The organism is Arthrobacter sp. 05L44 (genome assembly GCF_056397605.1).
Window position 1 is genome coordinate 274849 of the sequence record NZ_JBFTNS010000002.1, and the last position, 24599, is coordinate 299447.

Genomic DNA, 24599 nt, shown 5'->3' on the forward strand with positions numbered 1-24599 from the left:
CGGATCCTAGTTGACGTTGTCAGGGTTCGAGCCGGTGCGGAACCCGCGCTCCAGTCCGGCGAGGACATCCAGGTCGGTGGTGCTGAGGCTGAAGCCGAAGATGTCGTGGTTCTCGCGGATCCGGGCGTAGGAGCTCGCCTTGGGAATGACCACGTTGCCCAGTTCCAGGTGCCAGCGCAGGATGATCTGCGCGGCGCTGCGGCCGTGCGCCTCAGCAAGCTGCAGGACCACCGGGTCCTCGAGGAGCTGTCCGCGGCCCAGCGGACTCCAGGCTTCGGTGGTGATGCCCAGGGAGGCGTGAAGGGCCCGCAGTTCGGCCTGCTGGAGCCACGGATGCAGCTCGATCTGGTTCACGGCCGGCACCACCTCTGCCGACTGCAGCAGCCGGTCCAGGTGCGCGGGCTGGAAGTTCGACACCCCGATGGCGCGGACCCTGCCCTCGCGGTACAGCGTTTCGAGGGCGCGGTAGCTCTCGGTGAAGAGCCCGCGCTGGGCGCACGGCCAGTGGATCAGGTACAGGTCGATGTATTCGAGTCCCAGCTTGGCGATGGACGTGTCGAAGGCCCGGAGTGTCGCGTCGTAGCCTTGGTCGTCGTTCCAGAGTTTGGTGGTGACGAAGATGTCCTCGCGGGCCAGGGCGGGGTGCAGTTCGCCGGAGCCCCCGGCCGAGCCGTCGAACGCGGAGAGGGCCCCGATGGCCTTTCCCACGCCGGTCTCATTCCCGTACATCGCGGCTGTGTCGACGTGCCGGTAGCCGGCCTCCAGCGCCATCGTGACCAGTCCGGCGGCGTCGGCCGGCGGTACCTTGTAGAGGCCGAACCCGAGGCGGTCCATCATCACGCCATTGTTCAAGGTCAGCCGGGGGGAGATTCGCATACCCCGACTCTACCCAGTCCGGCGCCCGGGACGGTGCTGCTGGGGGACGGCAACGCCGTCAGGCCAGGCCCTCGGAACTGACCAGTCGCCGGGCACTGGCCTCGTCCAGTATCAGGTCGGTGGCGAGGCCCGCGGCGAGCGCGCCCCGCAGTCCGTTGATCTTGGAGGCCCCGGACACCACGCAGATCCGGCGCCGGACCTGCCGCAGCTGGGCCAGGTCCGGCCCGGTGGACCTTTCGTTGAGCGTAATACCGTCGGAGGAGCCGTCGGCGCGGAAGAAGACGGTTGCGACGTCGCCGACGACGTCGGAACCTGCCAGGACGCTGAGATCGTCCTCGTCCAGGTAGCCGCCGGCGTACACATGGCTGGGGTAATCGGCGTCGACCGATCCGACGCCGAAAATGGCGATGCTCATCCGGGACTGCAGTTGCAGGATCCGCTGCACACTGCGCTCATTCCACATGGCCTTCTTGGTCTCGGCATGGTCAAAGAAGGCCGGCACGGGGAACTGCTCCACCCGGGCACCGTAGGCGCTGCCGAAGCGCCGCATGATGTCCGAGGCGTAGGTGATGCCGGTGGTCTGCATGTTCCCGGCACCGTTGAGCTGGACGATGATGCTGTCATGGGTGATCTTCCGAGTCAGGTGCCGGCTGACTGCGCTCAGCGTGGAGCCCCACGCGACCCCGATGATGGCGTTCGAGTCCACCAGCGGCCCGATGGTCCGGGCCGCCTGCATGGCCACCCGGTCCAGGGTTTCGGCTTCGTTGAGCGTGTCGACCACCGGAACCACGTGGACGTCCACCTTGTATTCGGCCCGGATCATGCTGGCAAGTTCGGGTCCGGTGTCCAGCGGGCTGCGGATCTGGATCTGCACCAGCCCCGACTCCCGGGCCGCTGAGAGCAGCCGCGAGACGGTCGACCGGGAGGTCCGCAACTCCCTGGCGATGGCGTCCATCGTGAGGTCCTGGAGGTAATAAAGCTGGGCGGCCCGGAGTGCATCGGACGGGCGTGTTGGCGACATGATGATTCCGATCTGCACGTTTGTGCATAGTGCTTGACTCCATTTTCCATTAGTCCAAACAATAGTGATGAACGACGGCGTGCCCTATCGGCGCGTCGCACAGCACCAATCCCTAGGGAGCAGTTTTGGGAAACAAGGTTTCATCCGGCCATCCGGCGTCGAGCGCACCCCGCACATCCGTGCAGGGGCTGCGAAACAGGCCCCACGCGCAAGTGCTGATCATCGGCGGCGGCATCAACGGAGTCGGAACCTTCCGTGACTTGGCGCTCCAGGGCGTCGACGTCGCACTCGTTGAACGCGGCGACTTCTGCCAGGGCGCCAGCGGCGCCTCCTCGCACATGATCCACGGTGGTATCCGGTACCTCGAGAACGGCGAATTCCGGCTGGTCCAGGAGTCCGTGGTGGAACGCAACCGCCTCCTGAAGATCGCCCCGCACTACGTCAAACCGCTGCAGACCACCATCCCGATCTTCAGCACCTTCTCCGGCATCCTCGCCGCGCCGCTGCGGTTCCTGACCCACAAACAGCAGGGTGCGCCCAAGGAGCGCGGCGCCTTCCTGATCAAGCTTGGCCTGAGCATGTACGACTCCTTCTCCCGCGACGGCGGGACCGTTCCGCGCCACCAGTTCCGCGGACGCAAGCGTGCCCTGGCGGAGCTGCCCCGGCTGCACCGCGGCATCAAATACGCCGCGACCTACTTCGACGCTTCCGTGCACAACCCGGAGCGGCTCACCCTCGATGTCCTGCAGGACGGCGAGAAGGTCGGCGAAGCGGGCGGCAACGGAGCCCGCGCCAGCAACTATCTCTCGCTCGTCTCCATGGACGGCGCATCCGCCGGCGGAAAAGCAGGCACCGTCCAGCTCCGCGACGAACTGACCGGCGAGGTCTTCGACTTCAGCGCCGACGTCGTGGTCAACACCACCGGCGCCTGGGTGGACCTGACCAACCAGGCCATGGGTTCCGCGTCCGCCTTTATGGGCGGCACCAAGGGCTCCCACATTGTCCTGGACCACCCCGAGCTGCTGGAGGCCTGCCAGGGCCGCGAGATCTTCTTCGAACACACCGACGGCCGGATCGTCCTGATCTACCCGATGGGTGACAGGGTCCTCGTCGGCACCACCGACATCGACGCCGATCCCGCCGAGGACGCCGTGTGCACCGAGGCTGAGATCGACTACTTCTTCGACCTCATTGGCCACGTCTTCCCGGACGTCGCCGTGAACCGTGAACAGATCGTCTACAGCTTCTCCGGAGTCCGCCCCCTGCCCCGGCACGACGCCACGCAGCCGGGATTCGTCAGCCGCGACTACCGGATCGAACGCCGCGGCGGAGCCGGCAAGTCAGGCGCGGAAACCCCGGTCGTGCTCAGCCTGGTGGGCGGCAAGTGGACCACGTTCCGTGCCCTCGCCGAGCACCTGAGCAACGACGTACTCGCCGAACTCGGCCTGGAGCGGAAAGTCTCGACGGCGAAGCTCCCCATCGGCGGCGGTGCCGGCTTCCCGGAGACCGATGACGGCGTCCAGCGCTGGATCAAGTCCCACATGGCCGCCGGCCGCGACGCGGACCGCACCGCCGGCCTGCTGACCCGCTACGGCACACGCGCCGTGGACGTTATGGCCTATCTTGACGCCGGACAGGACCGGGCCTTGCACTCCACCCGGGAACTGAGCGTCCGTGAATTGGAGTTCATGGCCCACAACGAGCAGGTCGGCCACCTGATCGACGTCCTGGTCCGCCGCACCTCACTGGCATTCCGCGGGCTGGTGACCGGCGAACTCCTCAATGAGGTGGCCGGAATCCTGGCCGGACCGCTGGGCTGGGATGCGCAAAAGCGCAGCGCCGAGATCAACCACGCCCAGGAGGTGCTGCGGCGGAACCACGGCGTCCAGGTCCACAGCCTGGTCGCCTAAGAGCTTGTGCGACCGGACGGGTTTGTCCGGGAGCAAAGACTGCGGCTCCTTCCGGGGCGTCGCAGTGGCCGGCCGGCAGCGCGAAACCGCTGCCGGCCCAACGGCCCTTCAAACTCGCGAAGGGCTGACAACAGAAAATAGAGGAGTCAAAGATGTCTCTTGGAATAGTTTTCCTGTCCGAAGTATTCGGCACCGCAATGCTGACCCTGCTGGGTTGCGGCGTTGTGGCCAACGTTGCGCTCAAAGGCACCAAGGGCAACAACGGCGGGTTCCTGATGGTCACGTGGGGATGGGGCATTGCTGTCTTCTGCGGTGTCTTCGTTGCCGCCAAGTCCGGAGCGCACCTAAACCCGGCCGTCACCTTCGGCCTGCTGCTCAACGGCAAGAAGGAATACGCCCCCGGTGTCGCGGTGGACTTTGGTTCCACCCTGACCTACTTCGGCGGTGAACTGCTTGGTGCCTTCCTCGGCGCCGTCGTGATGTGGCTGGCCCACAAGCAGCACTTCGACGCCGAACCCGAGCCCGCCAGCAAGCTCGGCGTGTTCTCCACCGGCCCGGCCATCCGCTCCACCCCCTGGAACCTGATCACCGAGATCATCGGCACCTTCGTCCTCGTTTTCGTCATCCTGACGTTCGGCGGGACCCCCTCGGGACTTGGCCCGCTGGCAGTCGCCCTGCTCGTTGTCGGTATCGGTGTCTCCCTCGGTGGCCCCACCGGCTACGCCATCAACCCTGCCCGTGACCTCGGTCCGCGCATCGCCCACGCGCTGCTGCCCATCAAGGGCAAGGGCGCGTCGGACTGGAGCTACTCCTGGATCCCGGTCGTCGGCCCGCTCGTTGGCGGCGGACTCGCCGGCATCGTCGCAGCCATCGTGCCGATCATCGCCACTGCGGCCGCGTAGCCCCGCCGATCCAACCGTATTAGCCCGCTCGAATCGCATCACTTCAACCGTCAGGCCCACAAGACAAGGACGTCAGCATGAACCAGTATGTAATTGCCATTGACCAGGGAACCACGAGCACCCGTGCCATTGTGTTCGACCACAGCGGCAACATCGTTTCCTCCGGCCAGATGGAGCACGAGCAGATCTTCCCGCAGGCAGGCTGGGTTGAGCATGACCCCGCGGAGATCTGGAACAACACCCGCGAGGTCATCGCCTCGGCGCTGTCCAAGGCCAACCTCACCCGCCACGACATCGCCGCCGTCGGCATCACCAACCAGCGTGAGACCGCGGTGGTCTGGGACAAGACCACCGGCAAGGCCGTCTACAACGCGATCGTCTGGCAGGACACCCGCACACAGTCGATCGTTGACGAACTTGCCAAGGACGGCGGGCCGGAGCGCTTCAAGCAGAAGGTGGGCCTGCCGCTGGCGACCTACTTCTCCGGCACCAAGATCAAGTGGATCCTGGACAACGTCGAGGGCGCCCGCGCCAAGGCCGAGGCCGGGGACCTTGTCTTCGGCAACACCGACTGCTGGGTGCTCTGGAACCTGACCGGCGGTACCGACGGCGGCGTGCACGTAACCGATGTCACAAACGCCTCGAGGACCATGTTCATGGACCTTGAAACGCTGTCCTGGGACCAGGAAATCCTGGATGCCTTCGGTGTCCCGGCCTCGATGATGCCGGCCATCAAGTCCTCCTCCGAGGTCTACGGCAATGTCCACACCTCCCAGCTGCTGCGTGAGGTTCCGGTCGCCGGCATCCTCGGCGACCAGCAGGCGGCCACCTTCGGCCAGGCGGCGTTCGATACCGGCGAGGCGAAGAACACCTACGGCACGGGCTGCTTCCTGATCTTCAACACCGGTGAGGAAATCGTCCACTCCAAGAACGGCCTGCTCACCACCGTCGGCTACAAGCTCGGCGACGCCAAGCCGCACTACGCCCTGGAAGGCTCGATCGCTGTCACCGGTTCGCTGGTGCAGTGGCTGCGCGACAACCTCGGCATGATCGGCAGCGCCCCGGAGGTCGAGACCCTGGCCGCCTCCGTCGAAGACAACGGCGGCGTGTACATCGTTCCGGCGTTCTCCGGCCTCTTCGCACCGTACTGGCGTTCCGACGCCCGCGGCGCGATTGTCGGGCTGACCCGCTTCGTGAACAAGAACCACATCGCCCGCGCGGCCCTGGAGGCCACGGCCTTCCAGACCCGCGAGGTCCTCGACGCCGTGAATGCGGACTCGGGGGTTCCGCTCACGGAGCTGAAGGTCGACGGCGGTATGGTCGCCAACGACGCCCTGATGCAGTTCCAGGCCGACATCCTCGGTGTGCCGGTGATCCGGCCGAAGGTCGTCGAGACCACCTCCCTGGGTGCGGCCTACGCGGCCGGCCTGGCCGTCGGGTTCTGGAAGGATCTGGGCGAGTGCTCGGCCAACTGGTCCGAGGACAAGCGCTGGGAGCCGCAGATGGATCAGGCCGAGCGTGACCGCCAGATGCGTCTGTGGAAGAAGGCCGTCACCAAGTCCATGGAGTGGGTCGACGAAGACGTGAAGTAGGCCACAGCTCTGACGAGGGAGGCCGCACCCGCCCCGCCCGCTTCGCGGTGCCCACCACACCCTGGCGGGGTGCGGCCTCCCTCTTCTCAGCGTTCCGATCCAGCCGCTCGTGGCGACTTACCTTGGGGGCGGCGGGCTTTGCGCTAAAGTAGTCGTATGCGTGCGATCCTCCTGCTTAGTTAGCCGCCCGGCATCCCGACGAACAGCCGGATTGCCGAGCGGCAGCCCCTCCGTGTCGAGGGGCTTTTGTGTGTCCGGGGCAATTACCGGGCAGCAGCAGGGGACCTGGGATCAGGCAGGACAGTCCTGATCCGACAAGATCGAAAGAACAGAAGAGGCCAGCAGTGAGCGTTCAGCCGGAGACAGAGACCGGAACAGCAGCAGCCATCGCAAGCGAAGGCCCCGAGGAGGGCGCCTACAGCTTCGCAGCCATGGAGGCCAAGTGGCCGCAGGTCTGGGAGGACCTCAAGGTCTTCACGCCGCTGGATGACGGGTCGAAGGAACGCCGCTACGTGCTGGACATGTTCCCGTACCCCTCCGGTGACCTGCACATGGGCCACGCCGAAGCGTTCGCGATGGGCGACGTCGTCGCCCGCTACCTGCGCCAGCAGGGCTACGACGTGCTGCACCCGATCGGCTGGGACTCGTTCGGCCTGCCGGCCGAGAACGCCGCCATCAAACGCAACGCGCACCCCAGCGAGTGGACCTACGCGAACATCGACACCCAGGCGGCGTCTTTCAAGCGCTACGCCATCTCCGCCGACTGGTCCCGCCGGCTGCACACCTCCGACGCCGCGTACTACCGCTGGACCCAGTGGCTCTTCAAGCGGTTCTACGACCGCGGCCTGGCCTACCGCAAGAACTCGCCGGTCAACTGGTGCCCCAAGGACCAGACCGTGCTGGCCAACGAACAGGTCGTCAACGGCGCCTGCGAACGGTGCGGGACCGCCGTGACCAAGAAATCGCTGAACCAGTGGTACTTCAAGATCACGGACTACGCGGACCGCCTGCTCGATGACATGGACGAACTGCGCGGCCACTGGCCCGAGCGCGTGCTGGCCATGCAGAAAAACTGGATCGGCCGTTCCGAGGGTGCGCACGTCAATTTCGTCATCGAAGCCGACGCCGGCAAGCCCGCCAAGGACGTCACCGTCTTCACCACCCGTCCGGACACCCTGTACGGCGCGACGTTCTTCGTGGTCGCCGCGGACGCCCCGCTCGCCGTCGAGCTGGTCACCGACGAGCACGCCGCAGCCCTGGACGCCTACCGCGAACAGGTCAAGGCGCTGTCCGAAATCGAACGGCAGTCGACCGAACGGGAGAAGACCGGCGTCTTCACCGGCCGGTACGCCACCAACCCGCTGAACGGCGAAAAGCTGCCCGTCTGGGCCGCCGACTACGTGCTGGCGGACTACGGCACCGGCGCCATCATGGCCGTGCCGGCCCACGACCAGCGCGACCTCGACTTCGCCAAGACGTTCGACCTGCCCGTCCGGGCGGTGCTGGACACCGGCGAGGAGGACCCTGCCGTCTCCGGCACGGCGACCTCCGGCGAGGGCACCCTGATCAATTCCGGCGCGCTGGATGGCCTGCCCAAGGCCGAGGCCATCCCGGCCGCCATCGAGATCCTGGCCCAGCAAGGAACGGGCGAGAAATTCGTGAACTTCCGCCTGCGCGACTGGCTGCTGAGCCGCCAGCGCTTCTGGGGAACCCCTATCCCGATCATCCACTGCCCGTCCTGCGGCGAAGTGCCGGTCCCGGATGACCAGCTCCCGGTCACCCTGCCCGAGGACCTGCGCGGCGAGGACCTGTCCCCGAAGGGCACCTCCCCGCTGGCCGCCGCCGAGGCCTGGGTCAACGTCGAATGCCCCACCTGCCACGGCCCGGCGAAACGGGACACGGACACCATGGACACCTTCGTGGATTCGTCCTGGTACTTCCTGCGCTTCGTTTCCCCGGACTACACCGAGGGACCATTCGACCCGGCCAAGATCAACGACTGGATGCCCGTGGGGCAGTACGTCGGCGGTGTGGAGCACGCCATCCTGCACCTGCTGTACGCACGCTTCTTCACGAAGGTCATCCACGACCTCGGACTGATCGAAGCCGACGAACCCTTCCGTGCCCTGCTCAACCAGGGCCAGGTTCTCAACGGCGGCAAAGCCATGAGCAAGTCCCTGGGCAACGGTGTGGACCTGGGTGAACAGCTGGACAAGTACGGCGTCGACGCCGTGCGCCTGACCATGATCTTCGCCTCCCCGCCGGAGGACGACGTCGACTGGGCCGACGTATCGCCGTCGGGCTCCGCGAAGTTCCTCGCCCGCGCCTGGCGGCTCGGCCAGGACGTTACGAGCGCACCCGGCGTCGACTTCTCCACCGGCGACCGGGCCCTGCGCACGGTCACCCACCGCACCATCGCCGACGCGCAGGCCCTGCTCGACCACAACAAATTCAACGTGGTGGTTGCCAAGCTCATGGAGCTGGTGAACGCGACCCGCAAAACTATCGACGCTGCAGGGGGCGCCGGCGGTGCGGATCCGGCGGTCCGCGAGGCTGTGGAAGCTGTTGCCGTCATCCTGAGCCTCTTCGCCCCGTACACGGCCGAGGACCTCTGGAACGTGCTGGGACACCCGGCGTCCGTCGCCAACGCCGGCTGGCCCACGCATGACGAGGCCCTGCTGGTGCAGGACTCTGTCACCGCCGTCGTCCAGGTCCAGGGCAAGGTGCGTGACCGGCTGGAGGTTTCGCCGGACATCACCGAGGACGAACTGCGCGAACTGGCCCTGGCGTCCGAGAACGTCCAGCGCGCGATGGACGGACGGGGAATCCGCACGGTTATTGTCCGGGCCCCTAAACTGGTCAACATCGTCCCGGCCTAGCCGGGCAGGCCATTTTCGATCCGGCCGCCGGCAGACGCCGGCGGCCGGAACTCTTCCAGGAGGTGTGTGGTGCCCGACCGTGAGCCCCCTGGCTGGCCCTGGCTGCGCGAACGCCTCATCAGGCTCCGCCAGGCCACCCGTCCGGGCGCCGTTGTTGAACCCGTGCCTGCCGTGGCCGTGCGGACCGCAGTGGTCACGGATTCGGCCGCCGCGCTGCCCGCGGAGTGGGTGCGCGACTTCACCGCCGACGGGCGCCTCACCGTGGTGCCGATGCCGGTGATGGTGGGCACCGAGATCTACGGCGAGGGTGAGGACGACATCGCCGAGACCATCGCCGTGGCGCTTGCCGGCGCGGTGCCGGTCCACACGTCGCGGCCCTCGCCCGGCCAGTTCGAGCAGGCTTACCTGGCGGCTGCGGCCCGCGGCTTCGAATCAGTCGTCTCGATCCACATCTCCGGCGAGCTCTCCGGCACCGCCGATTCCGCCAGGCTCGCCGCGGCCAGGGTGGGGATTCCGGTGGAAATCCTCGATTCCCGTACGGTCGGGATGGCTCTCGGCATGGGCGTGCAGAGCGCCGTGGTCGCGGCCGCCGACGGCCGGAGCGCCGGACAGGTCAGGGCTTTCGCCGAGGAACGGCTGGCCCGCACCAAGGTCTATTTCTACGTGCCGAGCCTCGAGCAGCTGCGCCGCGGGGGACGGATCGGTGCGGCGGCCTCCCTGTGGGGCACCATGTTCTCCATCAAGCCGATCCTCGCGGTCGACGGCGGCAAGGTAGTGCCGCTGGAAAAGGTCCGCTCCGCTGCGCGCGCCATTGGCCGGCTCGAAGAGATCGTGGCAGCCGATGCGCGCTCCCGCCCCGACGGGGAGGCCCGGATCGCGGTGCACCACTTCGGTAACCGGGTGGAGGCTGAACAGATGGCCGCCCGGCTGGGTCAGCTGCTTCCGGATTGCCCGCCCGCCCAGCTCAGCGCACTGCCTGCGGTGTTGGCTGCCCACGCCGGACTCGGCGTCCTGGCCGTCATTGTGGGGGAGAGCAGCACTCCACTGCCCGGGAGCGGTCCGACGCCGGAGACTGCCGGGCCGCTTTCCACATAGCCGTTAATACCCCTGTCGGCCCGATGGCTGCCGTTTCTACGCTGGGTGCATGTCAGGCCGATATCCGGACGCCGGGTCCCGCGGCGGAGCCGTTCCGGCCCGGCACCGCTGGGCCGCCACCTTAGGCGCCGCCGCGGACGAGGGGCTGCTCGGGCCCATGCCGGGCAGCAGGAACCCGACGGCGGTCGTCCCTCCGGTGCGGGGCGAGGCGAACGATGACGCGGGTGCCCCCGCGGGCGAGGCCGGTGTGCAGGGCGGGGCCGGATTCCGGTGGCGGACAGGCCGGCGGGCCGCTGCGCTCCTGGCCGTTGTCTCGGTGCTGCTGGGCGGCTGGTTCTGGTGGCAGGCGGCGAGCGGCGCACCACGGGTCGAGCCAATAGCCCAGAGGGCCGGAGCCGACGCGGGGGCCGGCGGAGAGCCCGGGACCGGCGCGACCGCAGCCCCGGCGGACCCGGCGGCCACCGCGCCCGCGGGCGGTTCCGCCGGAGGGACGGCAGCAGTCATCATCGTCCACGTCGCCGGCGCCGTCGCCAAAGCCGGAGTGGTGGAACTGCCGCGCGGGAGCCGGCTCCACGAAGCCATCAAGGCTGCCGGCGGAAGTACCCGCACGGCCGACCTCGACCGGCTCAACCTCGCCGCTGTCCTCGAGGACGGCCAGAAGATCCTCGTTCCGGAGCGGGGCACCCCGGACCCTGTGGAACCCGCAGGCCCTTCCACAACTTCGGGTGCAGGCACGGCAAACGGATCCGGAGAGTCTTCGGGGAGGGTCAACCTGAACACCGCCGGCGTCGAAGAACTCACCACACTGCCCCGTGTCGGGCCGGTGCTGGCCCAGAGAATCGTGGACTGGCGGAAGCAGCACGGCCGGTTCGGCAGGGTCGAAGAACTCGATGCTGTAGATGGCGTCGGCCCCAAGATGCTTGCGGCGCTCCTACCCCTGGTGAGGGTCTGACATGGCAGCCTCACCCCGGCCCCGGTGGCAGATCATGCGGGACGCCGCCGCCGCAGGGATGGCCAGGGGCCCCGACACACCGGACCACACCCCGTCCGGGGACGGCGCCCAGGGGCGTGCCCTGCGCCATGTAATGTCTGGGGCCCTGGCGGATGCGCTGCACCGGGCGAGGGGCCGGGAGCGGCAACAGAGCCCGAGCCCCCAGCGCCGCCGGACCGACGTGCGGCTGGTCCCCGCCACACTCCTGGTCTGGGCTACAGCGTTGGCCGGCGGTTGGCTGGCGCCGGCCGCCCTCGCCGTACTGTGCGCTGCTCTATCAGCCGCGGCTGCCGCCCTGTTGCTTGGGGTCCAGTCCCGCCGCCGAAGCCCCGTAGCGCGCAGCCTCCGGGCCACGCTGGCCGTCGGTTTGCTGCTTTCGTCCGTCGCCGGTGCCCATTCGGCGGGGGCGTCCACGTTACGGAGCGAGGGAGCGGTGTCGGAGGCCGTCGCCGCCGGCGCCTCCGTGGTGGCCGAGGTCGACGTCGCCGGCACGCCCAAACGGCTACGGGCGCCAGGACGTTCCGGCCTCGCGGACCGTTGGCTGGTCCCGGTGACCCTTCGGGTTCTGGTCTTCGATGGCCGCAGGGTGGAGGCCCCCGCGAAGCTGCTGGTCGTCGGCGGACGCGGGTGGCAGATCGCCGAACCAGGCCAGCGGTTCCGGACAACTGGCACCCTCAAAACGGCCGGGCAAGGCGAAGCCGAGGCAGGAATGCTGGCCGCGTCCTCCGCGCCGCAGCAGCTATCGGCCGCCCCGGGCTGGGAAAGCCTGCCAGCCAAGCTGGGCCAAGGGTTCCGTACCGCCGCAGAACGCCTGGCGGGGGACGCCCGCGGCCTGTTGCCCGGCATGGTCACGGGGGACACCGCCGCCCTGGACGCGCAGCTGGCCGCAGCCATGAAAACCGTCGGCATGACGCACCTGACCGCTGTCAGCGGAGCCAACTGCAGCCTCATCCTGGGCGCCCTGCTGCTCGCGGCCCGCAGCCTGCGGTTCCCCCGTGCTGTAGCCGCGACGGTTGCGGCCACCGGACTGGGGCTCTTCGTCCTAATGGTCGGCCCCGACGCCAGTGTGCTCCGGGCGGCCCTCATGGGGGCCATCGGACTCTCGGCCCTGGCGTTCGGCCGGGCCGGGCGCGGCCTCAGCCTGCTCTGCCTGGCGTCAACTGGACTATTGCTCGGGAGCCCCGAACTCGCCGGCGACTTCGGGTTTGTGCTGTCCGTCCTGGCGACCCTGGGCATCGTCGTCGCCGGAGGCCCCCTCATGGGCTGGTTTCCACCGGCTGTGCCTCGCTGGGCGGCTGCGGGCCTCGCGGTCCCGTTGTCGGCGCAACTGTTCTGTGGTCCCGTGATTGTGCTGCTTCAGCCCCAGTTCAGCAGCTACGCCCTGGCGGCGAACCTGGCCGCCGCTGCGTTCGTGGCGCCCGTGACGCTTACGGGTACGGCCGCGGTACCGCTGGTGCCACTCGTTCCGGACGTCGCTGCACTGCCCATCGCAGTGGCCGGCATGTTCGCCGACGGAGTGGCCGGAATAGCACGCTACTTTGCAGCCCTGCCTGGCGCGGCGCTGCCGTGGCCGGAGGGAGCCTTCGGTGCAGCCACGATGGCGGGCTTCTCCGCCGTGTCCCTGGCCGGGACGTGGGCGGCCACCCACCCCGCCGCCGTCCGGCGTCTGGTCCTGATCCTGCATGGGCAGGCCACACTGTTGCTCACCCGGATCCTCGACCACCCTGCGGCATCCGCAGCTGCCCGGAAACCGCCCGTCCGGCACAGACCGCGCGGCTTGGAGCACCGCCCCGGCCGTGGCACGCTTAGAGTCTGCAAACCAACTTCCCGGAGGAACCACCAGTGGCTGCTGCCCAGACCCAACGCACCCGGACCACGGCCGCGAACACCGCCACCTGGCGGGACGTTACGCCGGCGCCGGTAGTGCTGGTGGGCGGACCGGAAGACTATCTGGGGTCCCGGGCCATGGACCGGATCCGCTCCCAGGTCCGCGCCGCCGCGCCCGACGTCGAGGTCACCCGGCTCAACGCCGGCAGCTACGACCCCGGGGCCCTGGCCATGAACGTCAGCCCGTCGCTGTTCGGTGAGCAGAAGCTGATCGAAGTGGAAGGCCTCGAGGCAATGAATGATGCCTTCCTCGCCGACGCGCTCAAGTACCTGGCCCAGCCGGAACCGGACGCAGTCCTGGTGCTGCGGCACGGCGGGGGAGTGCGCGGCAAGAAACTGCTCGACGCCATTAAGGCCGGCGGGTGGCCCGTGGTTGACTGCCAGCCGTTGAAAAAAGACGCTGACAAGGTGGCCTTCGTCACCACGGAGTTCAAGGCGGCCTCGCGGCGCATCGAGCCTGAGGCAGTGCAGGCCCTGGTCAATGCCGTCGGGGCAAATCTGTCCGAGCTCGCCGCGGCCTGCAGCCAGCTGATCGCCGATGCCACGTCCGCCGTCGATGCCGAACTGGTGGACCGCTACTACGGCGGCAGGGTCGAAGCTTCCGGTTTCAAGGTCGCCGACGCAGCGATGGCCGGAAACGCGCCCCTGGCCCTGTCGACCCTCCGGCACGCCCTGGACACCGGGGCGGACCCCGTGCCGATCGTTGCCGCCCTTGCCTCGAAACTGCGCTCCCTGGCCAAAGTTGCCGGCGCGCAGGGTTCGTCTGCCCAGATCGCGAAACAGCTGGGCATGCAGCCCTGGCTGGTGGAACAGGCGCAGCGTGAGGTGAGGCGGTGGACCCCGGAAGGCCTGGTCCGGTCCATTCAGGTCACCGCCGAGGCAGACGCCCAGGTCAAAGGGCTGTCCCGTGATCCGGTTTATGCCGTCGAGCACGCCGTCACGGTCATCGCGGGATCGGTCCGGCGCTGACCCTCGGGGGCGCGGGCCGGTTGCCGATAGCTCCGCAGTGTGTCCCCGCAGGCGAGGGGCTGATCCCGCTCAGGCTGGCGCCGGCCCGCACCGCCGCAGAAAATGTGGCCGGGTTTTTAACTGGCTGTGGCCGGCACCCTGGGGTGCCGGCCACAATCGTCAGTTCAGTTGAACTGGAAAACCTTAGAGTGCGTTGACCTTCTTGGAGATCGCCGACTTGCGGTTTGCAGCGTTGTTCTTGTGAAGAACACCCTTGCTGACAGCCTTGTCGAGCTTCCGGCTGGCAGAAACCAGTGCAGCAGCAGCGGCATCCTTGTCGGTGGACGCAACGGCAGTGTTGACGGCGCGGATGGCCGTCTTCAGCTCGGACTTGACTGCGTTGTTGCGCAGGCGAGCCTTTTCGTTGGTCAGGATGCGCTTCTTCTGGGACTTGATATTAGCCACGTGTGAACTCTCTTTTTCAATGCGGAAAATGGTCTAGAGGGCTTTCAGATTGGCCATTGACTGAGCGGCGTGGGGATACCTATGGCGACCAACCATCTGTGGCCGTCGACCTGCACGGACACACAGCTGTCAATAATAGCAGAGCAGTGCACCCGCTGGCGATTTCGGGCCGGTTGCGCGGGTCGCGTCCGGCCGGACGGGGAGCGGCCGGGCCCCGCCGGAGTAAGACCTCCCGGCGGGATCAGGACCAGCCGTGGCGGGTGCGCAGGGCCGCGGCGATATCGCGGAACCGTCCGGCATCCAGGATTGCCCCTTCGCGGCGCACATCCTGGGGATTGATCTGCAGGACGCGGTCCACCCTGGCCTCGCTGGGGCGCCACTGTCGGTCCCAGGGTCCGGTACCGATGTCCACGTAGTCATCCGCGCGTCGGGCGTCGCTGTCGTGGTCCTTGCTGGTGAGCATCAGCCCCAGCAGATAGCGCCCCCGGGTCCCGACGAGCAGTACCGGGCGGTCCTTGCCGCGGCTGTGGTCCTCCTCGAACGGAACCCACGTCCAGACAATCTCGCCCGGCTCAGGCAGGCCGTTGACGGCGGGCCTGTACTGGACGGTGGATGTGCCCTGGAAGTCACCGGGGTAGCGGCCGCTCAGGCCAATGCTGCCTGCGCCTGCCTTGCCGGGGGCAGACGCGCGGCCGCGGGCGGTGCCCGAGGGCCGCCGGGTGGGTGCCGGCCCACCGCCCAGCCGGTCCAGGAAACGCAGGGTGCGGCGGAGGGCGTTGCCAAAGGAGCGAAGGTTCAGGGCCATGGGCACACCATACCGCCCGCCGCGCCCCGGCCCCGGCAGCAGCCCGGAGCTAGGTTCCTTTGCGCCGGCAATGGCCGGTCCGTGGCGGGAATGCGGTGCCGGAGACGCGGACGTGGGAGACTATAGGAACGACAAATGCGGTGCGCCGCAGCACGGCGGACAGCCGGCAGCGCCACCCCATGGATAAGCCCTCAGTACCGCTCCCGCGTATTGCCAACAGTAAGGACCCTGCGTGTCTCCCATGGCCCGCACCGCCCCGGTGCCTGCCGCAACAGATCCGGCCCTCATCCGGAACTTCTGCATCATTGCGCATATTGACCACGGCAAGTCCACGCTGGCTGACCGGATGCTCCAGTACACCGGCGTCGTCCAGTCCCGCGACATGAAGGCCCAGTACCTGGACCGCATGGACATCGAGCGCGAACGCGGCATCACCATCAAGTCCCAGGCCGTCCGTATGCCCTGGGAGCTCGATGACACCAGTTACGCACTGAACATGATCGACACGCCCGGCCACGTTGACTTCACCTACGAGGTCTCTCGGTCCCTCGCAGCCTGCGAAGGCGCCGTCCTCCTCGTGGACGCAGCCCAGGGCATCGAGGCGCAGACCCTCGCCAACCTCTACCTGGCGATGGAGAACAACCTCACGATCATTCCGGTCCTGAACAAGATCGACCTGCCGGCCGCCCAGCCGGAAAAATACGCCGATGAACTGGCCAACCTGATCGGCGGCGACCCGGACGATGTACTGCGCGTCTCCGGCAAGACCGGCGCCGGCGTCGAAGCCCTCTTGGACAAGATCGTCCACGACCTCCCGGCTCCGGTCGGCGACCCGACGGCGCCCGCCCGCGCCATGATCTTCGACTCCGTCTACGACACCTACCGCGGCGTCGTCACCTACGTCCGTGTGGTGGACGGCATGCTGCACCCGCGCGAACGCATCCAGATGATGTCCACCCGCGCCACCCACGAACTCCTTGAAATCGGTGTGAGCTCCCCGGAACCCACCCCGTCCAAGGGCCTGGGCGTCGGCGAGGTCGGGTACCTGATCACCGGCGTGAAGGACGTCCGCCAGTCCAAGGTCGGCGACACCGTCACCAACCTGGCCAAACCCGCCAGCGAGTCCCTCGCCGGCTACGCCGACGCCAAGCCGATGGTTTTCTCCGGCCTCTACCCGCTGGACGGCACCGACTACCCGGTGCTCCGCGACGCGCTCGAGAAACTGATGCTCAACGACGCCGCGCTGGTCTACGAACCGGAAACCTCCGCTGCCCTGGGCTTCGGCTTCCGCGTGGGCTTCCTGGGCCTGCTGCACCTGGAGATCACCCGTGAGCGGCTCGAACGCGAATACAACCTGGACCTGATCTCCACCGCGCCAAACGTGGAGTACGAGGTGACGCTTGAGGACAAGAAGGTGGTCCACGTCACCAACCCCAGCGAATACCCCACCGGCAAGGTCGCAGAGGTCCGCGAGCCGATGGTTTCCGCCACCATCCTGGCACCGAACGACTTCGTCGGCGCCATCATGGAGCTGTGCCAGAGCCGCCGCGGCGTGATGGGCGGCATGGACTACCTGTCCGAGGACCGGGTGGAGATCCGTTACCGCCTGCCGCTGGCCGAGATCGTCTTCGACTTCTTCGACATCCTCAAGTCCAAGACCCGCGGCTACGGCTCGCTGGACTGGAAGGCCGACGGCGACCAGGTCGCCGACCTCGTCAAGGTGGACATCATGCTCCAGGGCGAACAAGTGGACGCCTTCAGCGCCATCACGCACCGCGACAAGGCCTACGCCTACGGAGTGATGATGACCGGCAAACTGCGCGAACTGATCCCGAGGCAGCAGTTCGAGGTGCCGATCCAAGCAGCCATCGGCTCCCGGATCATCGCCCGCGAGAGCATCCGTGCCATCCGCAAGGACGTCCTCGCAAAGTGCTACGGCGGTGACATCACCCGTAAGCGCAAGCTGCTCGAGAAGCAGAAGGAAGGCAAGAAGCGCATGAAGATGGTGGGCCGCGTCGAGGTACCGCAGGAAGCCTTCATCGCCGCCCTGACCACCGAAGAGTCCAAGGACAAGGCCAAGAAGTAGCCATGCCAAGCGCGCTTCCCCTCGGTGACCCCGCGCCGTCGGACGGGCTCCTGCCCGCCCAGGCGCTGGAGGGCGCCGCGGACCGGGCTTTCGGGCTCTACGTCCACATCCCGTTCTGCGCCGTCCGCTGCGGCTACTGTGACTTCAACACCTACACCGCCACGGAGCTGGGCGGCGGCGCCTCGCAGGACGCGTATGCCAGCACAGCCGTCGCCGAAGTCGATTTCGCCGGCCGGGTCCTGAAGGCCTCGGGCCTGCCGGAGCGGCGGCTGGGCACGGTGTTTTTCGGCGGCGGGACACCCACGCTGCTGCCGGCGGAGGACCTCGCGAAGATCCTCGCCGCCGCGATCGGTACCTGGGGCCTGGAACCCGGCGCCGAAGTCACCACGGAAGCCAACCCGGATTCGGTCACGCCCGAATCCCTCCAGCTGCTCGCGGACGCCGGGTTCACCCGGGTGTCTTTCGGTATGCAGTCCGCAGTGCCCCACGTCCTCAAGGTCCTGGACCGAACGCACACGCCCAGCCGTGTGCCGCAGGTCGTCCAGTGGGCCCGGGACGCCGGCCTGGCGGTGAGCCTGGACCTGATCTACGGGACTCCCGGCGAGTCGTTGGATGACTGGCGGTTTTCGCTGGAAACCGCGTTGTCCTATGGACCGGACCACATCAGCGCCTACGCGCTGATCGTGGAGGACGGCACCAAGCTGGCCGCCCAGATCCGCCGCGGCGAAGTGCCGGGGATCGACGACGACGACCACGCGGCCAAATACGAGCTCGCCGAAGAACTGATCTCCGCTGCTGGCCTGGGCTGGTATGAGGTCAGCAACTGGGCGCGCACCCCGGACCAGGCCTGCCGGCACAACCTGGCCTACTGGCGCGGGGACGACTGGTGGGGGATTGGCCCCGGGGCGCATTCGCACGTCGGCGGCGTCCGCTGGTGGAACGTCAAACATCCCACGGCTTATGCCGGGCGGCTGGCCTCGGGTGTGTCACCCGCGGCTGGCAGGGAAACCCTCGACGCGGAAACCCGGGACATGGAACGCGTGATGCTCGAAGCGAGGCTGGTGACCGGCCTGGCGATTACCAGCCTGGGCGGCCTGGGCGACACCGGCCGCCACGCCATCGCCGGTCTGATTGCGGACGGCCTGGTGGACCCGGCGGCTGCCTTCAAGGGGCGCCTAGTGCTGACCCTCCGGGGCCGGCTGCTGGCCGACGCCGTTGTCCGCCGGATCCTGCCGGACTGACCTGCATGACCCGGCGCAATTAGTCCGGCGCTACTTGATCCAGCGGAGGTTGTAGTCGTAGCGGTGCGGCTGGCCACGGTTGACGTGGATGCCGGCCGCGACGGAGAAGCAGGCGAGGGCGATCCAGATGAGGGTCGCCAGCACGGCGAACAAGTTGCCGACCACCGGAATAAAGACCAGGAGATTGGCCACCACCGCGGCGATGGTGGGCGGCAGGGTGAAGTTCAGCGCCTCTTTTGATTCCTGGGCGGTGAACGGGCCCCGGTCCTTGAAGATCAGGTAAATCAGCAGTGCGGGGATGCAACCCAGGATGCCGCCGAAGTGCGCGAGGGTGGCCCACTGCCGGTCCTCGGCCGCCGTCAGCGGCAGTGCATTGGCGGGGACGCCGTGGTACGGAGGCTGGTCATGACCGGCCTGGTGGTCCGGGTGTTCGCGTGCGTCTTCTGACACGTTTCATCCTTTGGATTGCGGTGGAGCTGCGGTACGGCAACGAGCAGCGGCTGCCGCAGTTCGCAGCAGGCGCCCTTCAAGAATACGTGCTCCGGCCGCCGGACGACGCACCCGGCCGGCGTCAGGGCACGGTGAGGAAGTCGATAACCTCTTCCACCCGGCCCAGGAGCGAGGGCTCCAGGTCCGTGTAGCTGCGCACGGCGCCGAGCAGCTTCTGCCAGCCCAGGCCGATGTCCTCCTTGGTGCTGTGCGGCCAGCCGAAGGCCGTCAGGATGCCGGTCTTCCAGTCCACGCCGCGCGGAATCACCGGCCAGCGTTCAATGCCGAGGACCGCCGGCCTGATCGCCTGCCAGACGTCCACATACGGGTGGCCGACAATCAGGACGTTGCCGGCGGCACCCGGAGACGCCATCACGGCGTCGGCGATGCGGGATTCCTTCGAATCGGGGACCAAGTGGTCCACGAGGACGCCCAGGCGGCGACCGGGGCCGGGCCGGAAGTCCCGGACGGCGGCGGCGAGGTCGTCAATGCCGTGCAGGGGTTCGACGACGATGCCCTCCACCCGCAGGTCATCGCCCCAGACTTTCTCAACGAGTTCGGCGTCGTGCTTGCCTTCCACCCAGATCCGGCTGGCCTTCGCCACCTGGGCGCGCTGCCCTTCGACGCGGACGGAACCGGACGCGGTCCGGACGCTCCGGGCGGGGCCGGCCGGGGCAGCCCGCGGGGCTGGCGGCATCAGCCGGATGGGCTGCCCCTTGAGCAGGAAACCGAAGCCCAGCCGGAAGGACCGCAACTTACCGCGCCGGTCCTCCAGGGCCACGACGTACATACCCCCGGATTTCTCCACCCGGGTCACGGCGCCGACCCAGCCGGACTGCACGTCCTCCAGCACCATGCCGCGTTCCACCGGGATCTCGGGCAGTTGGGCCTTGGCGGGCGCGGTGAGATCCTGCGCACCCCAGTTCTCGTACGACATCTGCTACACACTGCTTTGCACTCGGGAAATTCGGGGAAGGACCATGGGCGCGGCGCGTTGTCTGCCCGGAGACACGGTTCCCGGGGTTCACGCCCGCAGCGAATCCAATGCTAACAACGGCGCGACTCATATTAGACTGGTTGGCACTTAGGCATGTCGAGTGCTAACCGGGGGATTCAGTCCGGCCGGCACCGGCGAAGCGATACGTGTCGATTGGAGGTGGAGCGTGAGCGAGCCACGCAAACTCGAAGTGCTGCGCGCCATCGTCGAGGACTACGTCCACTCCCGCGAGCCCGTGGGGTCCAAAGCGTTGGTGGAGCGCCACCATTTGGGCGTTTCCAGCGCGACGATCCGCAATGACATGGCCGCACTGGAAGACGAGGGCCTGATCACGGCACCGCACACCAGTGCCGGCCGGATCCCGACGGACAAGGGTTACCGCCTGTTCGTGGATCAGATCTCTGCGGTCAAGCCCCTGTCGCAGGCGGAGCGCCGGGCTATCCAGGCGCTCCTTGAGGGATCCGATGACCTCGACGACGTCCTTGACCGGACCGTGCGGCTGCTGTCGCAGCTGACCAACCAGGTGGCCGTGGTCCAGTACCCGCTGCTGAGCCGCGCCCGCGTCCGGCACATCGAGTTCGTGCTCCTGGCCCCCCGCAAAGTACTGACGGTGCTGATCGCGGACACCGGCAAAGTGGAACAGCGCGTTATCGACGTTGGACAGGACTTCGGCGACGACGCCCTGGCAGAGCTTCGTGCCCTGTTCCTCAACCGGCTCGCCGGGACGCGGTTGAGCCTGCTGCCGCAGTCGTTGCAGGCCGTGGTGGACAGCTGCCCGCCGGTGCGGCGCGGCCCAGCCCAGGCCCTGGCACGGGGGCTGGAATCCCTGGCCGCCAGCAGCCGCGAGGAGCGGATGGTGATGGCCGGTACGGCCAATCTGGCGCGCTCCAACGTGGATTTCCCGCTCAGCATCGGTCCCGTCCTCGAAGCGCTGGAGGAGCAGGTAGTGATGCTGCGGCTGCTCAGCGACATGGCCCAGGACCCCCGCGGCGTCACCGTCAGCATCGGCCGGGAGAACCCCTACGACGGGTTGTCTGAAGCCTCCGTGGTTGCCACCGGCTACGGGCCGGACGCGACTGCCAAGGTAGGGGTCCTCGGCCCCACCCGAATGGACTATCCAACCACCATGGCCGCCGTGCGCGCGGTGGCCCGCTACCTGTCCCGGATCCTCGGCCCCTGACGGGCGGACCCGGTCACCACTTTGTTGCCTCTACCAGGCAGTGCCCCACTGGCAGTACAAAAAGGAAGAGATACACACTTTGAGCAGCCACTACGACGTTCTTGGAGTCTCCCGCGAAGCGACTGGCGAAGAGATCAAGAAGGCCTACCGCAAGCTTGCCCGGACCCTGCACCCGGACGTCAATCCCGGTGATGACGCCTCGGAGCGCTTCAAGGCGGTCACCCACGCCTACGAGGTCCTCTCCGACCCGCAGAAACGCCGCGTCTACGACACCACAGGCAACGAGAACGGGACGGACAACGGATTCGGCGGCGGCTACGCCGGCCAGGGCTTCGCGTTCCAGGACATCTTCGAGACGTTCTTCGGCGGGGCGGGCGGCCAGGGCGGTCCCGCGTCCCGGGTCCGCCGCGGCCAGGACGCCTTGATCAGCGTTCGGATCGACCTCCGGGACGCCGTGTTCGGCGTCAACAAGAAACTGGAAGTGGACACGGCCGTCACCTGCCCCACGTGTGAGGGTTCCTGCTGCCGCGAGGGCAGCCACCCCGAACGCTGCGACATCTGCGGCGGAAGCGGCCAGGTCCAGCGCGCCGTGCGCTCCATCCTTGGCCAGGTCATGACCACGGCCCCGTGCGGAAGCTGCGAGGGCTTCGGCACTGTCATCAAGGACCCGTGCAACGAGTGCGCCGGCCAGGGCCGCATCCGCAGCCGCCGCTCCCTGACCGTGAAGGTCCCCGCCGGTGTGGCCACCGGCACCCGCATCCAGCTCTCCGGCCAGGGCGAGGCCGGTCCCGCCGGCGGCCCCGCGGGAGACCTGTACGTCGAGATCAGGGTCAACAGCGACTCCACCTACGTGCGCGAAGGCGATGACCTGCACGCCAGCCTGAACATCCCCATGACGGCTGCGGCCCTGGGCACCGAAGTGAGCCTGGAAACCTTTGACGGCGAACAGGAGATCGACGTCAAGGCCGGGACCCAGTCCGGCGAGGTCATCACCCTCCGTGGCCTGGGCGTGACTCACCTGCGCGGCTACGGCCGTGGCGACCTGAAGGTCCACCTGCAGGTGGACACGCCAGGCAAACTCGACGCCGCCCAGGAGGACCTGCTCCGGCAGCTCGCCAAACTCCGCGGCGAGCAGTTCACCGAAGGCAAGCTCGCAGCCAGCGGCGGCGTGTTCGCAAAGCTGCGGGGACGGCTGGGTAACCTGTAGCAGTGAGCAACCCCGTCTTTTTCACGCCCGCAGGCACCCTGGACCAGCTGGTTCCCGGCGCGCACTTCGTCCTGGACGGCGCCGAGGCGCGCCATGCGGTGACGGTCAAGCGGCTGGCTGTGGGGGAGTCCGTTGACATCGCCGACGGCGCCGGGAAGCGCATCACCGGCACCGTCACGGCCGTGGCGCCGCAGGAGCTGTCGGTGGAGTGCGGTGCCCTGGCCGAGGAACCACGGCCGGAGGTCCGGCTCGTGCTGGTTCAGGCCCTGGCCAAGGGCGACCGCGACGAACTCGCCGCGGAGACCGCGACCGAGCTGGGGATCGACGCCGTGATCCCCTGGCAGGCGGAGCGCTCGATCGTGCGGTGGAAACCCGAACGCGCAGCCAAAGCCCACGCTAAATGGCAGTCGGTGGTGACGGCCGCCGCGAAGCAGGCCCGGCGTGCCTGGATCCCGGAGGTCCGCGCCGCCGTGGACGCCAACGGGCTGCAGGCCGCCGTCGCCGCCGCGGACCTTGCCGTGATCCTGCATGAGGACGCGGTCCGGCCGCTGCGGCGGGTGTTGGAGGCCTGGCATGCCGACGCCGGCGACGGCGGAGGGTCCCGCGAGGTGCTTCTGATCGTTGGGCCCGAAGGCGGGATCAGCCCTCGTGAGGTGACCCGGCTCTGTGATGCCGGTGCGGTCACGGCCCTGCTGGGCCATCACGTGCTGCGTTCGTCCACCGCGGGCCCGGCCGCCACTGTTGTGGCCAGCGACATCCTCGGCCGCTGGTAAACCGCCGGGCTAGCGGACGGTGAACCCGCGGGTATCGACGTTGAGGTCCTGAACCTTGCCGGTCGGGTCCACCTGCGAGACCCGTGCCTCGTAGTTCCCTTGGCCGAGGTTCACGGAGATGTTGAACATGCCGGACTGGGCGGCGTCGGTTGACGCCGTGACGCTGCCGTTGAGATAGGGCGTCTTGTTGGTGCCGTCGACCCGCAGGATCTCCCAGTGCAGCTTCCCGCCGGGGACGGTGCTCCGGCCGGAGATTTTGACCGAACCGTCGGCTTCCTGGGTGCCCTCCTGCGGATCAATGATCCACACCGGCGCCACCATTCCCGCGCTGCGTGACGTGGGGGAGCCGAGCCGCACCCGGTTGAAGGCGACGTAGTCGGTGTGGCCGTCGACGAGGATTACCACCTGGATCTGCTGCCCGGTATCGGTCAGCCCGGAACTGGCCCCGGCCGCGGTGGCTGTGTAGACCAGCTGCTGGATAGCGCGTTCGGCCATGTCGCCGTCGACATTGCTGTTGAACGCATCCGCGGAGACGTCCACGGTGATCACGTTCTTGCCGGAAATCGACGTGGCCAGCAGCCGGGGGTTCTGCCACGGGGTGAAGAAGTCAGGGTCCAGGGGTTTTTCCGACATCATGACCCGCAGGGCCCGCGTGATCGGATTGTCGTCCTGGGAGACATCCCGGAATTCGCGGTACAGGAAAACGTTGTTGTTGCTGCGCCCGATCCAATACACCGGGGCCTTGTTGGACGCCTGCGTGGACTCCAGGGGTGCACTGGTGGTGGCGATCCCTGCGGCTGGCCCCGGAACCGTCTGTGACGGCGTCGTCGAGTTTGTGATCCCCGGCTGGGGCGTGGCCACGCAGCCGGACAGTGCGAGGGCGACGGCGGCAGGCAGCACAAGGCGCAACAGGCCGCGGCGCGTACGCCGTCCTGCAGTTGTCCTGGTCATTCCACGCCTGCTGATGGTCTGGTTCCCTTGCTGTTGCCCCGTCGAATCCGGCTCGTGCCGGGAAGGGCCCAATCCAGCATGGCACAGCGGCCTTGGAGTGCAGCCGGGTTTGCGGGCTGCCGGACGAACTGCAACGGGAACGATATGAGGCCGATATGAAGTTGATACCTAAAGAGGCCGCCGCCCGGCCCGCGCGGCCACGGGACTGCACTGGCGTAAGATGGAAGGACCCGCTGGAACCCGGCGCGGACGGCCCCGACCGCCGTCGGCCGGCAACTGCAGCGGGCGACCATTTCCGAACTGG

At 67.9% G+C, this 24599-nt stretch carries 20 protein-coding genes; 13 read left to right on the forward strand and 7 right to left on the reverse strand.

Annotated features, from left to right (window positions below; all coding sequences use genetic code 11):
- Nucleotides 1–6: 6 nt before the first annotated feature.
- Both AC1DHY_RS06545 and AC1DHY_RS06550 read right to left on the reverse strand, forming a co-directional pair.
- On the reverse strand, nucleotides 7–876 hold the full coding sequence (locus AC1DHY_RS06545; protein ID WP_476878908.1) for an aldo/keto reductase: 870 nt from the start codon (nucleotides 874–876) through the stop codon (nucleotides 7–9).
- 58 nt (nucleotides 877–934) lie between these two features.
- A complete protein-coding gene (locus tag AC1DHY_RS06550) occupies nucleotides 935–1897 on the reverse strand; it encodes a sugar-binding transcriptional regulator (protein WP_476878907.1) in 963 nt (320 codons plus the stop codon).
- Between the two features lie 125 nt (nucleotides 1898–2022).
- On the opposite strand from AC1DHY_RS06550, the gene AC1DHY_RS06555 reads away from it, so the two are divergent.
- From AC1DHY_RS06555 to holA, 8 genes are all read left to right on the forward strand, one after another.
- On the forward strand, nucleotides 2023–3807 hold the full coding sequence (locus AC1DHY_RS06555; protein WP_476903355.1) for a glycerol-3-phosphate dehydrogenase/oxidase: 1785 nt from the start codon (nucleotides 2023–2025) through the stop codon (nucleotides 3805–3807).
- 152 nt (nucleotides 3808–3959) lie between these two features.
- Nucleotides 3960–4709 carry an MIP/aquaporin family protein gene (locus tag AC1DHY_RS06560; protein ID WP_476878905.1) on the forward strand — a complete coding sequence of 250 codons (750 nt, stop codon included), beginning with the start codon at nucleotides 3960–3962 and terminating at the stop codon, nucleotides 4707–4709.
- A 77-nt stretch (nucleotides 4710–4786) separates the two neighbouring features.
- Nucleotides 4787–6301, forward strand: a complete 1515-nt coding sequence (glpK, locus tag AC1DHY_RS06565; RefSeq protein ID WP_476878904.1) for a glycerol kinase GlpK — start codon at nucleotides 4787–4789, stop codon at nucleotides 6299–6301.
- A gap of 344 nt (nucleotides 6302–6645) precedes the next feature.
- A complete protein-coding gene (gene leuS / locus AC1DHY_RS06570; protein WP_476878903.1) occupies nucleotides 6646–9180 on the forward strand; it encodes a leucine--tRNA ligase in 2535 nt (844 codons plus the stop codon).
- A gap of 69 nt (nucleotides 9181–9249) precedes the next feature.
- The gene (locus AC1DHY_RS06575) at nucleotides 9250–10275 is read left to right on the forward strand and encodes a DegV family protein (RefSeq protein WP_476878902.1); all 1026 of its coding nucleotides are present in this window, start codon (nucleotides 9250–9252) and stop codon (nucleotides 10273–10275) included.
- A 49-nt stretch (nucleotides 10276–10324) separates the two neighbouring features.
- Nucleotides 10325–11227: a ComEA family DNA-binding protein gene (locus tag AC1DHY_RS06580; protein ID WP_476903356.1), complete on the forward strand. Its 903-nt coding sequence runs from the start codon at nucleotides 10325–10327 to the stop codon at nucleotides 11225–11227.
- Between the two features lies 1 nt (nucleotide 11228).
- Nucleotides 11229–13190 (forward strand): ComEC/Rec2 family competence protein, encoded by a 1962-nt coding sequence (locus tag AC1DHY_RS06585; protein ID WP_476878900.1) that lies wholly within the window; start codon nucleotides 11229–11231, stop codon nucleotides 13188–13190.
- A complete protein-coding gene (gene holA / locus AC1DHY_RS06590; protein ID WP_476878899.1) occupies nucleotides 13109–14122 on the forward strand; it encodes a DNA polymerase III subunit delta in 1014 nt (337 codons plus the stop codon). The genes AC1DHY_RS06585 and holA overlap by 82 nt, the downstream gene beginning before the upstream one ends.
- Nucleotides 14123–14305: 183 nt before the next feature.
- Here holA and rpsT read toward each other — a convergent pair whose 3' ends face one another.
- Both rpsT and AC1DHY_RS06600 read right to left on the reverse strand, forming a co-directional pair.
- The gene (gene rpsT / locus AC1DHY_RS06595) at nucleotides 14306–14566 is read right to left on the reverse strand and encodes a 30S ribosomal protein S20 (protein WP_307036225.1); all 261 of its coding nucleotides are present in this window, start codon (nucleotides 14564–14566) and stop codon (nucleotides 14306–14308) included.
- A gap of 241 nt (nucleotides 14567–14807) precedes the next feature.
- Nucleotides 14808–15371 (reverse strand): type II toxin-antitoxin system PemK/MazF family toxin, encoded by a 564-nt coding sequence (locus AC1DHY_RS06600; RefSeq protein WP_476878898.1) that lies wholly within the window; start codon nucleotides 15369–15371, stop codon nucleotides 14808–14810.
- 232 nt (nucleotides 15372–15603) lie between these two features.
- Between AC1DHY_RS06600 and lepA the strand changes: the two genes are divergently transcribed.
- Entirely contained in the window at nucleotides 15604–17457 is a 1854-nt protein-coding gene (gene lepA / locus AC1DHY_RS06605) for a translation elongation factor 4 (protein WP_476903357.1), read from the forward strand.
- Between the two features lie 2 nt (nucleotides 17458–17459).
- Nucleotides 17460–18698: a radical SAM family heme chaperone HemW gene (gene hemW, locus AC1DHY_RS06610; protein ID WP_476878896.1), complete on the forward strand. Its 1239-nt coding sequence runs from the start codon at nucleotides 17460–17462 to the stop codon at nucleotides 18696–18698.
- A 30-nt stretch (nucleotides 18699–18728) separates the two neighbouring features.
- On the opposite strand, the gene AC1DHY_RS06615 is transcribed toward hemW, so the two are convergent.
- Together AC1DHY_RS06615 and AC1DHY_RS06620 are read right to left on the reverse strand one after the other, a co-directional pair.
- Nucleotides 18729–19148 (reverse strand): DUF4870 domain-containing protein, encoded by a 420-nt coding sequence (locus AC1DHY_RS06615; protein ID WP_476903358.1) that lies wholly within the window; start codon nucleotides 19146–19148, stop codon nucleotides 18729–18731.
- A gap of 121 nt (nucleotides 19149–19269) precedes the next feature.
- Nucleotides 19270–20124, reverse strand: a complete 855-nt coding sequence (locus AC1DHY_RS06620; protein WP_476879364.1) for a DUF3097 domain-containing protein — start codon at nucleotides 20122–20124, stop codon at nucleotides 19270–19272.
- 226 nt (nucleotides 20125–20350) lie between these two features.
- Between AC1DHY_RS06620 and hrcA the strand changes: the two genes are divergently transcribed.
- The 3 genes from hrcA (at nucleotide 20351) to AC1DHY_RS06635 (ending at nucleotide 23344) form a co-directional block, all read left to right on the forward strand.
- A complete protein-coding gene (hrcA, locus tag AC1DHY_RS06625; protein WP_476879365.1) occupies nucleotides 20351–21364 on the forward strand; it encodes a heat-inducible transcriptional repressor HrcA in 1014 nt (337 codons plus the stop codon).
- A gap of 79 nt (nucleotides 21365–21443) precedes the next feature.
- Nucleotides 21444–22571 (forward strand): molecular chaperone DnaJ, encoded by a 1128-nt coding sequence (gene dnaJ, locus AC1DHY_RS06630; RefSeq protein ID WP_476903359.1) that lies wholly within the window; start codon nucleotides 21444–21446, stop codon nucleotides 22569–22571.
- A 2-nt stretch (nucleotides 22572–22573) separates the two neighbouring features.
- Nucleotides 22574–23344, forward strand: a complete 771-nt coding sequence (locus AC1DHY_RS06635) for a 16S rRNA (uracil(1498)-N(3))-methyltransferase (RefSeq protein WP_476879367.1) — start codon at nucleotides 22574–22576, stop codon at nucleotides 23342–23344.
- 9 nt (nucleotides 23345–23353) lie between these two features.
- On the opposite strand, the gene AC1DHY_RS06640 is transcribed toward AC1DHY_RS06635, so the two are convergent.
- Entirely contained in the window at nucleotides 23354–24295 is a 942-nt protein-coding gene (locus AC1DHY_RS06640) for a GerMN domain-containing protein (RefSeq protein WP_476879368.1), read from the reverse strand.
- Between the last annotated feature and the right edge of the window lie 304 nt (nucleotides 24296–24599).

What these genes read in the sequence shown, in the direction of transcription:
- AC1DHY_RS06545 (WP_476878908.1), bottom strand. Translation starts at nt 876, where the DNA reads ATGCGAATCTCCCCCCGGCTGACCTTGAACAATGGCGTGATGATGGAC.
- AC1DHY_RS06550 (WP_476878907.1), bottom strand. Translation starts at nt 1,897, where the DNA reads ATGTCGCCAACACGCCCGTCCGATGCACTCCGGGCCGCCCAGCTTTAT.
- AC1DHY_RS06600 (WP_476878898.1), bottom strand. Translation starts at nt 15,371, where the DNA reads ATGGCCCTGAACCTTCGCTCCTTTGGCAACGCCCTCCGCCGCACCCTG.
- AC1DHY_RS06580 (WP_476903356.1), top strand. Translation starts at nt 10,325, where the DNA reads ATGTCAGGCCGATATCCGGACGCCGGGTCCCGCGGCGGAGCCGTTCCG.
- glpK (WP_476878904.1), top strand. Translation starts at nt 4,787, where the DNA reads ATGAACCAGTATGTAATTGCCATTGACCAGGGAACCACGAGCACCCGT.
- AC1DHY_RS06560 (WP_476878905.1), top strand. Translation starts at nt 3,960, where the DNA reads ATGTCTCTTGGAATAGTTTTCCTGTCCGAAGTATTCGGCACCGCAATG.
- AC1DHY_RS06620 (WP_476879364.1), bottom strand. Translation starts at nt 20,124, where the DNA reads ATGTCGTACGAGAACTGGGGTGCGCAGGATCTCACCGCGCCCGCCAAG.
- AC1DHY_RS06640 (WP_476879368.1), bottom strand. Translation starts at nt 24,295, where the DNA reads ATGACCAGGACAACTGCAGGACGGCGTACGCGCCGCGGCCTGTTGCGC.
- AC1DHY_RS06585 (WP_476878900.1), top strand. Translation starts at nt 11,229, where the DNA reads ATGGCAGCCTCACCCCGGCCCCGGTGGCAGATCATGCGGGACGCCGCC.
- hemW (WP_476878896.1), top strand. Translation starts at nt 17,460, where the DNA reads ATGCCAAGCGCGCTTCCCCTCGGTGACCCCGCGCCGTCGGACGGGCTC.